This is a genomic window from Algoriphagus sp. TR-M9 (assembly GCF_027594545.1).
Classification (GTDB): Bacteria; Bacteroidota; Bacteroidia; order Cytophagales; family Cyclobacteriaceae; genus Algoriphagus; species Algoriphagus halophytocola.
Map to the genome: position 1 here is coordinate 957,102 of NZ_CP115160.1, position 12,337 is coordinate 969,438.

The window sequence follows — 12,337 nt, forward strand, 5'->3', positions numbered from 1 at the left end:
TTCGATTACTTTAGGGTTCACCGAAAATAAAAAATTAAATTGTCTTTGGATCGAATTCCCAAAATGAAATCCTGTAATTACCTATGAAAAACGACCGCAGAAGTTTTATTAAACAATCATCCCTTTTAGGCCTAGCTATGAGTATATCACCTTCTTTTTCCTTCGCGTCCAAGTCAGATTTGCTGCTAGGGCATGGGGATTTTCAGTATAAAATCGACCCGAAATGGGGGATGCTCGATCCGGCTCAGGTTCCGGTAAATAACTGCCACGAAATGGTGATGGATCGCCGCGGACGCATGATCATGGTGACCGATGAACCAAAGAATAACGTAATCATCTACCAGCAATCTGGGAAACTGCTAAAAACCTGGACCTTGGGGATGGACCGAGCGCATGGGCTGACGCTTGTGGACGAAGGGGATGCAGAATACCTCTGGGTGAGTGACAATGCAGGAAGAGTGGTCAAAACAACTCTAGATGGAAAAATTGTGTCAGAAATCTCCTCACCTATCCAAGAGGGTATTTACACGGATAAAATGCCATTTGTCCCCACAGAAACTACAGTCGCTCCCAATGGTGATTTATATGTAGCTGACGGCTATGGTTCTCAGTTTTTCCTACAGTATGATAAGGATGGGAATTTTATTCGGAAGTTTGGCGGAAAAGGATCGGCAGACGAGCAGTTCAGCACTGCACATGGTATCACAGTGGATCAGCGGGGAGGAAAAGAAGCTACCTTGCTCTGTACCTCCAGGGGGCATAATTCATTCAAGCGCTTCAGTATGGAAGGAGCGTATCTGGAGACGATTTTTCTACCGGGAGCATTCGTTTGCCGTCCGGTCATCCATGGAGATCAGCTCTACGCTGGAGTATGCTGGTCCAGACTGAGGTACCTGGAACAAACGCCTGATTCAGGTTTTGTGACCATTTTAAATGAAGCAAATCAAGTGGTTTCCAATCCGGGTGGTACCGCGCCTGAGTACCGAAATGGCGAGCTACAACTCATGGTGCAGTCCGAACCCATCTTTAAGCATTGTCATGATGTGTGCATAGATCAGGATGAAAATATCTATGTGTGTCAATGGAATGCGGGGAAAACCTATCCTATAAAACTGATCAGAACCTAAGCAAAATCGTCTTTTATTTCAGTTGTATTAAACCTATAATGCTATGAAATCGAGCATGACCCGAAGCGACACACAGAGGGATGATTATAATTCATGCGAAGATTCCATGTGACCTTAAAAAAAAAATTATAAACACATGAAAAATGTAACAGTTGGCTGGTTTGAAATCCCCGTGAAAGATATGGATAGAGCCATTTTATTTTACGAGAAAGTGTTTGAATGCAAGCTGGAGAAGCAAGTGATGGGTGATTTTCAAATGGCCTGGTTTCCATGGGAAGACAATGATATTGGTGCTGGTGGAAGTCTGGTGTACCACGAGCAGTTTTATGCTACCAGCGAAAAGGCAGGGCCTTTGATTTATTTCAATTCAGAAGATTGTTCAGTAGAACTGAAACGTGTAGAGGAAGCTGGAGGGAAGGTTCAGATTGAAAAGCGCATGATTGCTCCAGACATAGGTTTTATGGGGGTTTTTATAGACTCTGAAGGGAATAGGATAGCATTGTACTCCAGGAAATAGAAATATTTTCGTGTAAAATTGTTTTTTATTAATTGGATCTGCTTTTTTTTGGGTATAAATAAGGCTTAGGTCTAGTTTAGCTTTAGGCTTTTTGTATTTTCAGGTAAGCTAAATTTGTTCAGATTTTTATGCGATTAACAAAAGGAATCCAGGTGTCCGAGGAGAATGTGTCTGACCTGGAATATATACAGAAGAAAATCTCTATAGTTTTTGCGCTATTGACTTTTTTTCTGCTTCTGGTTTTAGGGATATCCGATATTTTTTTAGAAATGTCACCGGTGATCATTTTCGCCAAGCTGCTGTTTTCCATTCCCTTTTTGGTTTCCTATTTCTTGATCAGCAAGTATGGGAAAGTACAGCTATCTCTGGATATACTGTTGACTTTGGGTTATGTGGTGATCATGTTGAACTTTCTCTATAATGATGGGTATAATGGGCCTACGCTCTACAGTTTCTTTTTGATGCTGGTAGCCAGTACCCTGCTCATTAAGGGCTGGAGAAAGGTTTTCTGGTTTGTTCTGCCATTTGCTTGTTATATGACCCTTTTTTATGGGCAGGTGCAAGGTTGGGTCCCTGTATCATCCAGCTATGAAAGTGAATTGAACATGTTTTTTGATCATTTTGTAACTTTAATGTGGATGGGGGGTTTTATATTCCTTGGTATTAATTTTTTCGTCCAAAGTTATAAAAACCAGAACGAGGTCCTGCATCAACTGAAAGCCAAGCAAGAGCAAATGCTGGATGAGCTCAATACCCTAAGCAGTGAAAAGAGTAGATTGATCGCCATTCTTTCCCATGATATGCGTAATCCCATTTCCATGCTGCATACCACCTTAGGGCTGATGGAAAAGGACGCTTTTGAGCCGGGAGAGGCTGAGCGAATACTTTCTAACCTTAAAAAGCAAAGCTACCAGCTAAATAACATCCTCAACAATACACTCTCATGGGTGATGAGCGAACTAGAGGACAGGCCACAGGAAATACTAGAAATCAGTCCTGTGAACCTGACGAATGAGATGAAAAACACCATGGAAGTGCAGGCAGCTGAGAAAAGCCAAAAAATCTCCTTCTCCTGGAAAGGGGAAGATCAAAAGATCCGTCTTGAGGTCAATGAAATAAGAATAATCCTGAAAAACCTGATCGACAATGCCATCAAATTTTCTCCACTTGAGGCCACTGTAGAGCTTTCTTTGGATATTGATTCGGAAAGGATCCAGTGGTCTGTCTGCAACCCAGGAGTACAAATACCGCCAGAGCAACAGCAGAAATTATTTGAATTTCGAGCAAGAACCTCCTATGGCACTAAGCGAGAGAAGGGTGCCGGGATAGGCTTGCCTTTATGCAAAAGGATAGCTGATAAAATTAACGGGGAGTTGTATTACGATGGATCCAGAGATGGAATGAATTGTTTTTTTATCACCAAAAAACGCAGTTAGAGAATCACCACACGTAGGCTCATGGCTCCATGAGCACCCACGACCAGCGATTGCTCAATATCCGCAGTCTTCGATGGCCCAGCTATAAAAGCCCCAAAGCCAGAATGTGCAGATCCTATCTTTTGGTAAGCTTCATGCATATTTCCCACTATAGCTTCTCCGCGGATCAAAATCACCAGGTGGGAGGTGATAAAAGGAATCGCCCGGATCCCCAGGTTTGATTCATCCAGCCAAATCGCTCCATTTTCTGCTGAGGCCACCTGCCCTTCTAAAATGGCTAAGTCCAGGTCTGCAAATTCAGCAGGGTGAGCGGGAAGTTCGCAATTGGAATACGCATCGAAAAGCGGGGAACTGGAATAGATTTTCTTGAAATCACTAGCAGCTATCAGTGCTTCTAGTTCATCTTTAGAGACTACCTGTCCTTTGTTGCCAGCCAGAGATTGCGCAAAGGCTTCTTCCAGATTTGCCGCTACCTCGAAATCAGGGATTTCAGGAAGCGGTTTTTCTTCCATGTTCAGGTTTTTGATCTGGGAAATTATGGAGGATTTGCTGCTCATTTTCTGTTTTTTTTGTACCAGTCTTTGAAGGATTCCGCTGGAGTTTCTGGCAGATTTCTACTTTTCCCCCATACATTTAATGGGTTGTAAATGATGCTTTCTGGCAGGTTTTTCAGTGCAGCACGCATCATTTTGCCGGAGAGTTTATAGGCTAACGGACTTTTGAAAATCCCATTGGCAAGCTGCATGGAAAGCCCTTTGGCAGAGGTTCCGTGCGCTTTTGTGATCTCTTGTCTCCATTCATACAGTTGCTCATGAATGTTGATTTTTACCGGGCACACATCCGAACAGCTGCCACAAAGCGTGGAGGCGAATGGAAGGGTACTGTATTTTTTCAGATCGATGCCTGGTGAAAGTATGGAGCCTATAGGCCCTGGTACGGTGCTACCATAGCTGAAGCCCCCGCTGCGGCGATAGATCGGGCAGGTGTTCATACATGCCCCACATCGAATGCATTTGAGCGAATTTCTGAATTTCTCACGGGCTAGCTGCTTGGTCCTACCGTTATTTACCAAGATCAAATGCAGCTCCTTACCAGGTGCTGGACTTCTGAAGTGTGAATTATAGTTAGTTATGGACTGGCCGGTAGCCGATCTGGCCAAAAGCCGCAGGAAAACTCCAAGGTCCTTGCGCCGGGGTATTAATTTTTCTATTCCCATACAAGCAATATGGGTGTCTGCCAGGTGCACCCCCATGTCTGCATTGCCTTCATTGGTGCAGACTACAAATTCACCTGTCTCTGCCACAGCAAAATTGACTCCTGTGATCGCGACTTTGGCCTCAAGAAACTTGCTTCTGAGGTGCAGTCTGGCTGCATGTGTCAGGTATACAGGGTCCTCATTGCCTTTTTCTGTGTGCAGTTTTTCATGGAAAATATCAGAAATGTCCCGCTTCTTCAGGTGAATTGCCGGCATGACTATATGGCTGGGTGGCTGTTTCAGAAACTGAATAATCCGCTCTCCCAGATCCGTATCCACCACCTCTATACCCTTGGATTCCAAATACGGATTCAGGTGGCATTCTTCGGTGAGAATGGATTTACTTTTAACTATTGCCTTGCAGTTTTTTTCTTCTAGTATTCTTCCGACTATTTCATTATGCTCTTCTGCATTTTCGGCCCAGTGGACTTTAATGCCGTTTGCACTGGCATTTTTTTCTAGCTCTTCCAGATAAAAATCAAGTTTGGAAAGCGTGTGTTCCTTGATTTGCGAAGCGAGATCACGAAGCTTTTCCCACTCAGGGATAGCGTGTATGGTTTGGTCACGTTTTTGACGAACTATCCAAAGCGTTTCGTCATGCCACTTTGCTCGTGATTGATCTTTCAGAAAGGCTGTGGCATTAGCTGGGTGGCTCATGAAATTGCTTGGTTTAAAAGTTCTGCGAAATGCATGATTCGCACATTTTCACGGTTTCGGGTAGCGATACCTTGCATGTGCATCAGGCAAGACATGTCACCGCCTACGATGAATTCTACGCCCTTATCCACATGGTCAGCTATTCGGTCTTTGCCCATCTGTACAGATATCGCTTCTTCGGTGACTGCAAATGTCCCCCCAAATCCACAGCATTCATCTCTTCGGCTCAGCTCTACAAGCTCCAATCCGGAAAGATCTTTCATGAGCTGGAGGGTTTTGTTAAACCCTGGATCATTTCTTTCCGAATCACTGGCCAGTCTCAGACCCCGCAGCCCGTGACAGGATGCATGAAAACCTATTCGATGAGGGAATGAGCCGGGTATAGAATCGACCTTAAGGATGTCTGTGATAAACTCACTCAATTCGTAGATGCGAGATTGCACGTAAGCCTGATTCTTTTTTAGCTTGGGTATACTTGGAGAATGCTCTTTTACATGCAACACACAGCTTCCCGAAGGAGCGACTATGTAATCAAACTCCGCAAAATCCTTGATGAATTTCTCTGTGGTTCCACAAGTTTCGGACTCGTAGCCCGCATTTGACATGGGCTGTCCACAGCAGGTCTGGTGGAGGGGATAGGATACTTTACATCCTAGTTTTTCTAAAAGCTCCAGTGTTGCGATGGCTACATTGGGGTAAAATTGGTCAATGTAGCAAGGGATAAACAGGCCGATGTGGGGTGCGTCATTTTTCATTCGAGCGTTAAATTAGCCTATCTAGTTCATTGATGCCAGCATTGCGGCTCCTAATGCAGAACCATTAGGAAAATCACTGGGGATTATGGTCATTTCTGGGAGTTTTAACCGGAGCATTTCCACAAAAATATCATTCGCATTGAAGCCCCCGTCAACAAATAATCTGTTTACCGGAGCATTTTGGGTGACCAATTGTATGGAGGCCACCTGTAGTTCTGTCAGCTCGTGGATAAAGGTATAATAGGCCTCGGTAAACTCAGGAAATACGGACCAGTCGTTGGCCTCTGCCTGCTCCTGGTCAAACAAGCTGGGGGTTAAGTACTGAAACCGTACTCGTTTTTGCTTTTGACTGGCTACTTTCTCATAGATTTCCAGCTCAAATTTCAACTTTTTGTAGGTGCCCAGAGGCAAATTGAAATGAGCGTACAGTTCGTCAATTTGGTGTTTGTGCTCTTCCCCAATGAACAATCTGGATATTTTTATAGGAACTCCTTTGATACTGAGGAAATGCAGGCAATCACGCTTGAGTTCTTTTTTGGTGAGTTTGGTTTTATTGAACGGGTTGATGGTGATGGCCCAGGTACCTGTAGATAGTAGTGCAAAAGGTTCCGTCTCCTGTTTCAAATAAGGCAAAAGTGCGGAAGAGGAATCGTGCACGCCTATTCCACAGGGGATATTGCCCAGTTCTGGTTTAGTTTTCAATAAGGTGTTTCCCGGGACAATCGGCGGTAGTAATGGTCGTATACCTTCACGATCTACCCATTCGTGATAATCATTTGCCTCATAATCCCAAAGTCCTGTATGGCAGCCTATGCTGGTGTAATCAGAGACTTTTTCTCCTGTGAAGAGAAAACTCAGAAACTGAGGGAAGTGAAAGGAATGTTTGATTTTCCGGAAGAGCTCCGGCTTGGCGTATTTGATGAAATACAATTGCAGCCCAGAATTTAACATGGCCAGGGGAGGGGAAGATGTAGCCCGGCAAAAGTTCATTTTGCCTCCATTTTCTTCATAAAACCTACTGAGCAAATCCTCCGGGAAAGGTTTGAGGTAATCATAAAGTGGCGTAGTGGGATTACCAGCTGCGTCTGTGTGAACCAAACTAGCTCCATGACAGGAAAAGTTTAATTTCTTGAGCTGAAATTCCTCGGATTTGAGTGCCTCCTTGAATGTTTGTAACATCCATTCGCAAAGCGGCCCTAGCGGCTCACTGGGAAAATCGTCTTCGTCCGGGATGGGATCCAGTCGGGTATAAGTGCTGAATACTACGTTTAAATCTTCGTCAAAAAGGAAAAACTTTTTGTTTGTTTTGCCAATGTCAAAAACAGCGGTTACTGGAGTTTTACTCATAGCTACGCCCTTAAAGCGATTTTCGGATAATCATTTTGAATGGGTTTTTCAGGGGAATCCTGTCTTCTTCTCCCAGAATCTGATTGGCAATAGACTGTCCCATGTGGATAAAGTCAGTGGAAATGGTGGTGATTCCTTCAGCTAAGATTTCTTTTAGCGGAGTTTCGTTGTAAGAAATAATTCCAATGTCCTTTCCCAGCTGTAGGGATTGCTCCCTGGATTTTTTAACGATATTGGCCAGGTCAGTCTCTGCCAGAACGATGAAAGAATCCCCTTCATAAAGCGGCTCGTCGTCTATACCATCCAATATCAGGTTGTTGAAATTGTGGAAAAAGCAGAAGCGCTTGAAGCCATCGATGATTTCCACCGGGTACATGTCACCTTTGGGAAACACCAATATCAGGCGGGAGTACTTTCTGAGATGTGATATGCCTGACTCCAAAGTCTCCAGAATATCTCTGGAAAAGTCCTGATAAACGCCAGGAAACTCATTTTCATGATCTTTCACTGCCCTATCCAGGATCAGGAGTTTATCCTTCGGGATCTGTTTGATCAGTTCGTAGCAGGTTTCGGGGTGGTTGTTTTCATCGAAGAAATGTGGCGCCAGCACATAATAATTGTAATCACCCAGATGCTGGTCCATGATGGATTCAAAAACCTTTTTGTTGTAGTGATGTATCTGCAGATCTACTGTAGCCTGATCTCCTAGGGTTTCTACGATGGAGTAATAGATGATTTTCTTGTATGAACTCAGCTTATTGAAGATCAATAAAACCTTCATTTTATTGGTCATATTGGTGGAGCTCACATAAAAGCCCTTGCCACGGACAGAGGTGATGATACCTCTGTCTCGCAGCTCATTATAGGCTTTTTCTACGGTGTCCCGCGAAAGCAGAAAATCAAAACTGGTTTCGTTGATAGAAGGGATCCTGTCGCCAATTTTTAATTTTCCGCTATCAATTTCATCTAAAATGAGATTGACTACCTGCATGTATTTTGGCGTACGGGAGTCTGTAAGGATTCGGTCAGATTTATCAACTAGCATGGCATTTTGGGTTATTGAGGGTACTAGAGGTAATATAAGAGGTTTATTATTTTTTCATGATGCTGATCCGCTTTTCTACCAGAAGCGCGACCAAAGCCACCTAGGATAGTGAAATCCTAAAATTGTGGCCGATTTGGTCTCCTGTCTTCAGTCTCCTGTCACTTCAATCAAAGCATGTAGCCTCACCGGTCACACAGCGGAAAATCATAATTTTTAATTCTATCTAGGGAAGGCTGCTGCCAGCCCACCATCTACATTCAGCATGTTTCCTGTGGTTTTGCCTAGTTGCCCACTTACAAAGACAAAGGCTGCATCGGCGATATCGCTGGTTTTGACGCTTTCCTTCAGTAGGGTTCGGTTAGCATAGTATTGCGGCAAATCTTTCACTTCAATGCCGTAAGCTTTGGCGCGATTTTCTGCCCATCCGCCTTCCCAGATGTTGGAGTTTTCGATCACTGCATCCGGGTTGACTACATTCACTCGGATTTTGTCATCAGCAAGCTCAGCAGCCATTAGCCGGGACATGTGAAGCTGGGCGGCTTTGGATGTGCCATAGGCTACATTTTTTGGCCCTGCAACTAATCCGTTTTTGCTGGCAATATTGACGATGTCTCCGCCCTGACCCTGCAGTCGCATGATGTTTACTCCAGCTTTGGATACCTGATACTGGCCCATTACTAGGATGTTGTTAAGCCTATCCCAGTCCTGATCGGTATGCTGTTCAAAAGGCTTGGAAATAGAAATTCCAGCATTATTGACTATGATGTCTACTCCACCAAATTGTAAGCAGGTAGCTTCTATGGCTGCGGCCAGGCTATCCCCATCAGTGACGTCTAGCTGTACGCCCAGGAAAGCATCTTTCCCGTATTTTTTATTCAAAGCCTCGCTGGTTTCTTTCAGTCTAGCTTCGTCAATGTCGGTGACTACCACGCAGGCTCCTTCCTGGATATACTTTTCTGCGATAGCCAGACCTATACCGCCAGCACTTCCAGTAACCAAGGCCACTTTTCTGGAAAGCGGCTTTTCTTTGGGCATTCTCTGAAGTTTGGCTTCTTCCAGCAGCCAGTACTCTATATCAAAAGCTTCCTGAAGCGGCAAAGAAACATATTCTGAAACGGCCTCAGCACCACGCATGACATTGATGGCGTTAATGTAAAACTCACTGGCTACACGGCTGGTTTGCTTGTTCTTAGCATAGCTAAACATGCCCACTCCTGGCCAGATGATGACCACAGGATTTGGATCTCTCATGGCAGGACTATTGGAATGCTTGTGTTTTTCATAATAATCCGCATACATTTCCCGGTATTCCTGAAAAGCTTTGCCAATCTGCTCTTTCAGTGCTGTAGGATCAGATAAATCTGCGTCAGCGGGTATGTCCAGTACCAAAGGAGAAATTTTGGTTCTCAAAAAGTGATCTGGACAGCTTGTTCCCATTGGAGCCAATTTACTTAGGTCATTGCTGTTGATGAACTGCAGCACTTCCGGAGCATCTGTAAAAGTACCTATCATCCGGTTTTCGGAAGAAGCCAATCCTCTCAAGAGTGGAGCGATCTTTCCAGCTTGACTTTTTCGCTGAGCTGGAGCTAAGGACTGAATTTTTTCCCCTCCAAATACAGGCCTGGTCTTACCATAGTTTTCTGCCAGGTATTCAGATGCTGTTTCTATGACTTCGAGACTGTTCATGTAACATTCGTAGGCTGTGTCGCCCCAAGTGAAAAGGCCGTGTCCTCCAAGCATGATTCCACGGATTCCAGGATTTTCATCCAGAGACTGCTTGAGCTGCAGTCCCAGGTCAAATCCAGGTCGCTGCCAGGGTACCCATGAGATTTGACCTTTCCAAAGTTCCTGGGTGATCTGCTCCCCGTTTTTGGAAGCGGCTATAGCTATGGCTGCATCAGGGTGCAGGTGATCTATGTGTTTGAAGGGTAAGAAAGCATGTAATGGCGTATCGATGGACGGAGCTTTGGACTTCAGATCATAGATGCAGTGGTTAAACAGTTCTACCATTTCATCTTCGAAGTCCAACCCTCTGTATATTCCTTTCAGCGAACGTAGTTTGTCCACATACAATCCTGCCAGACCAGCTTTGGTCAGGGTGCCAATATCTCCACCAGAGCCTTTTACCCACATGATTTCTACCTCCTCCTTAGTCAGAGGATCGAGTTCGTATGTTTTGCAGCTGGTGTTACCTCCGCCATAATTGGTGATTCTTAGGTCAGCACCGAGAATGTTGGATCTATATATAAGTAAATCGACTTCATTGCCTTCCAGTTTGGAAGCTACAGCTTCATCCCACAAGTAACTGACGTGCTTAAAGTTTTTAGTTGTTTGGTTCATGCTTTTTTGCAAATTGTTCTGAAAGTGAATATGAGCGAAAAGTTTCCATTAGGTATCCTGTGCTGTCTTGAGCAGGGTGAGATTTAATGATTTTTTTAAGCTCATATATGAATGAATAATCAATAGGTTTCTGCCGCCTACATGGGCTTAATCATAGTGCGTTTCAAAGGAATAGCCCTAAGTAGAAATAGTCGGTCTATTTCTACTACTAAATGGCAAACTAGTGTTTTGCCCTGATTTTGATTTATTCTAAAATTATCATTTTATCATGAAAAATCCCCCGTACTAAGTCCAATTCCTTTTTGGGATCATTTTTTAATCTAGTGCTTTTGGTCTTTATCTTGTATGGAATGAATAGGCTTTTTAGGCGGAATGCCCCAGTATAATAGGTAAATTATCGATCAGGCTTGATGCTTTGGTGGAAAAGGTGGAGCATTTACCCCTTTAGCCAAAAATTGAGGTGCAGCATGCAGTGGAGGTTTTCGCAGCAGAATCCCACTGGGTAACAAGTAACTATTCTTGAGGAAGCCTTAGACTGTACAAATAGTCCGCAAATTGGGTCTTTTGACTACAACTACTAGATAGATGAGAATAAAAGAGGAGCAACTGGCAATATTTTCTTCCAATGAAATTCACGCAAAATCACTGGAAATTCTTAGAGAGCAATATGCTTCTGAGAATATGGATGAAGTCATTTCAAAAATCCGTGATTTTAAAATCGCCATTCCCAGTGCTGCATTGGGAGACTTGGGGAGAAAGCAATCCAAGCAAGGAATGGGAGGAGCTCCCAGGGATTTGGTAGAGAAAATTCAGGATATAGGACTGATCCAGCAACTCACCCAAAAAACCGATGCGGTATCCGTTTACATGCCTTGGGATAGGCCTGAAGATATACAGGAGGCTAAAGAAATAGCTGAAAATGTACATCTGAAATTTGCGGCGATGAACAGCACGGGTAGGCTGGATCCTCATGATAGTTCGGAGAAATCCCTTGCGGCTTTGGGACACCTAGATCCAAAAAAGCGTGACCAAGCCATTGCTCAGCATGAGGAGGTGATAGATATTGGCAAGAAGCTAGGGAGCAATGGAATATCGATCTGGTTGAATGAAGGGAGCGTGTATCCCGGTCAAAATGACTTTAGAAGTAGGCTTCAGTTCACAGAGCAATCCCTGACGGAAATTTACGACTACCTGCCTTCAGAATGGGATATGCTGTTAAAATACAAGCCACACGCAGCCAATTACCAGCCTACCATAGTGCCGGACTGGGGAACCGCTGCTATGCTGGCCAAGCGAATTGGCTCGAAGGCCAAAATCCTAGTTGATGTGGGGAGTCAATCCTCTCAGTCCAACGTGGAGCAGCTAGTCGCCACTTTGATCTATCAGCACTTACTTGGTGGGTTTCATTTCAATGAAAGCAAGTTTGCAAGTGATGACCCCAAAAAATCGGGTTTCAATGCCTATCAGCTATTCTTGATTTTCAATGAACTGATCGGTGCTGATCTAGATAGCGCTCAGAGCTGGAAGAGTTTTTCCTGGATGATAGAGGCCAGCTACAATACCCAGGATCCGCTGGTGGATTTGATCCAGGCGCTGGAAGCAGTCACCATAGCCTATGCCAAGGCACTTTTAGTGGACCGGCAAAAATTAAGGGAGTACCAGCAGCAAGGGAAATCATCCGAAGCTGAGGAGCTTTTACAAAAAGCCTATCTCACAGATGTCAGGCCTTTGGTGAGTGAAGCAAGAGTGCTTTCCGGCGGGGCAGCAGAACCGCTGGAGGCGTACAGAGTGCTGATGATTCGTAACAAACTCGTACAGGAAAGGTATAGCAAATCCCAAAATGTGCTGTTTTAGACTT

Annotated in this window: 10 protein-coding genes; 4 read left to right on the forward strand and 6 right to left on the reverse strand. The window is 44.3% G+C overall.

Annotated elements, in window-relative coordinates:
- Positions 1-83: 83 nt before the first annotated feature.
- The 3 genes from PBT90_RS04370 (at position 84) to PBT90_RS04380 (ending at position 3,080) form a co-directional block, all read left to right on the forward strand.
- Positions 84-1,127 carry an NHL repeat-containing protein gene (locus PBT90_RS04370; RefSeq protein WP_264809174.1) on the forward strand — a complete coding sequence of 348 codons (1,044 nt, stop codon included), beginning with the start codon at positions 84-86 and terminating at the stop codon, positions 1,125-1,127.
- Positions 1,128-1,263: 136 nt separating this feature from the next.
- Positions 1,264-1,644 carry a VOC family protein gene (locus PBT90_RS04375; protein WP_264809175.1) on the forward strand — a complete coding sequence of 127 codons (381 nt, stop codon included), beginning with the start codon at positions 1,264-1,266 and terminating at the stop codon, positions 1,642-1,644.
- Positions 1,645-1,772: 128 nt separating this feature from the next.
- Positions 1,773-3,080, forward strand: a complete 1,308-nt coding sequence (locus PBT90_RS04380) for a sensor histidine kinase (protein WP_264809176.1) — start codon at positions 1,773-1,775, stop codon at positions 3,078-3,080.
- Here PBT90_RS04380 and PBT90_RS04385 read toward each other — a convergent pair.
- The 6 genes from PBT90_RS04385 to PBT90_RS04410 form a co-directional block, all read right to left on the reverse strand.
- Entirely contained in the window at positions 3,077-3,637 is a 561-nt protein-coding gene (locus PBT90_RS04385; RefSeq protein WP_264809177.1) for a LutC/YkgG family protein, read from the reverse strand. The two genes, PBT90_RS04380 and PBT90_RS04385, sit on opposite strands and share 4 nt — an antisense overlap.
- On the reverse strand, positions 3,634-4,992 hold the full coding sequence (locus tag PBT90_RS04390; RefSeq protein ID WP_270131764.1) for a lactate utilization protein B: 1,359 nt from the start codon (positions 4,990-4,992) through the stop codon (positions 3,634-3,636). The genes PBT90_RS04385 and PBT90_RS04390 overlap by 4 nt, the downstream gene beginning before the upstream one ends.
- Positions 4,989-5,747: a (Fe-S)-binding protein gene (locus tag PBT90_RS04395; RefSeq protein WP_270131766.1), complete on the reverse strand. Its 759-nt coding sequence runs from the start codon at positions 5,745-5,747 to the stop codon at positions 4,989-4,991. The genes PBT90_RS04390 and PBT90_RS04395 overlap by 4 nt, the downstream gene beginning before the upstream one ends.
- 21 nt (positions 5,748-5,768) lie before the next feature.
- Positions 5,769-7,094: an FGGY-family carbohydrate kinase gene (locus tag PBT90_RS04400; protein WP_270131769.1), complete on the reverse strand. Its 1,326-nt coding sequence runs from the start codon at positions 7,092-7,094 to the stop codon at positions 5,769-5,771.
- Between the two features lie 10 nt (positions 7,095-7,104).
- Positions 7,105-8,139: a GntR family transcriptional regulator gene (locus tag PBT90_RS04405; protein ID WP_270131771.1), complete on the reverse strand. Its 1,035-nt coding sequence runs from the start codon at positions 8,137-8,139 to the stop codon at positions 7,105-7,107.
- A 219-nt stretch (positions 8,140-8,358) separates the two neighbouring features.
- Positions 8,359-10,479 (reverse strand): bifunctional aldolase/short-chain dehydrogenase, encoded by a 2,121-nt coding sequence (locus PBT90_RS04410; RefSeq protein WP_264809183.1) that lies wholly within the window; start codon positions 10,477-10,479, stop codon positions 8,359-8,361.
- Between the two features lie 585 nt (positions 10,480-11,064).
- Between PBT90_RS04410 and PBT90_RS04415 the strand changes: the two genes are divergently transcribed.
- Entirely contained in the window at positions 11,065-12,333 is a 1,269-nt protein-coding gene (locus tag PBT90_RS04415) for a sugar isomerase (protein ID WP_270131774.1), read from the forward strand.
- Positions 12,334-12,337 lie beyond the last annotated feature (4 nt).

What these genes read in the sequence shown, in the direction of transcription:
- PBT90_RS04370 (WP_264809174.1), top strand. Translation starts at nt 84, where the DNA reads ATGAAAAACGACCGCAGAAGTTTTATTAAACAATCATCCCTTTTAGGC.
- PBT90_RS04375 (WP_264809175.1), top strand. Translation starts at nt 1,264, where the DNA reads ATGAAAAATGTAACAGTTGGCTGGTTTGAAATCCCCGTGAAAGATATG.
- PBT90_RS04380 (WP_264809176.1), top strand. Translation starts at nt 1,773, where the DNA reads ATGCGATTAACAAAAGGAATCCAGGTGTCCGAGGAGAATGTGTCTGAC.
- PBT90_RS04385 (WP_264809177.1), bottom strand. Translation starts at nt 3,637, where the DNA reads ATGAGCAGCAAATCCTCCATAATTTCCCAGATCAAAAACCTGAACATG.
- PBT90_RS04390 (WP_270131764.1), bottom strand. Translation starts at nt 4,992, where the DNA reads ATGAGCCACCCAGCTAATGCCACAGCCTTTCTGAAAGATCAATCACGA.
- PBT90_RS04395 (WP_270131766.1), bottom strand. Translation starts at nt 5,747, where the DNA reads ATGAAAAATGACGCACCCCACATCGGCCTGTTTATCCCTTGCTACATT.
- PBT90_RS04400 (WP_270131769.1), bottom strand. Translation starts at nt 7,094, where the DNA reads ATGAGTAAAACTCCAGTAACCGCTGTTTTTGACATTGGCAAAACAAAC.
- PBT90_RS04405 (WP_270131771.1), bottom strand. Translation starts at nt 8,139, where the DNA reads ATGCTAGTTGATAAATCTGACCGAATCCTTACAGACTCCCGTACGCCA.
- PBT90_RS04410 (WP_264809183.1), bottom strand. Translation starts at nt 10,479, where the DNA reads ATGAACCAAACAACTAAAAACTTTAAGCACGTCAGTTACTTGTGGGAT.
- PBT90_RS04415 (WP_270131774.1), top strand. Translation starts at nt 11,065, where the DNA reads ATGAGAATAAAAGAGGAGCAACTGGCAATATTTTCTTCCAATGAAATT.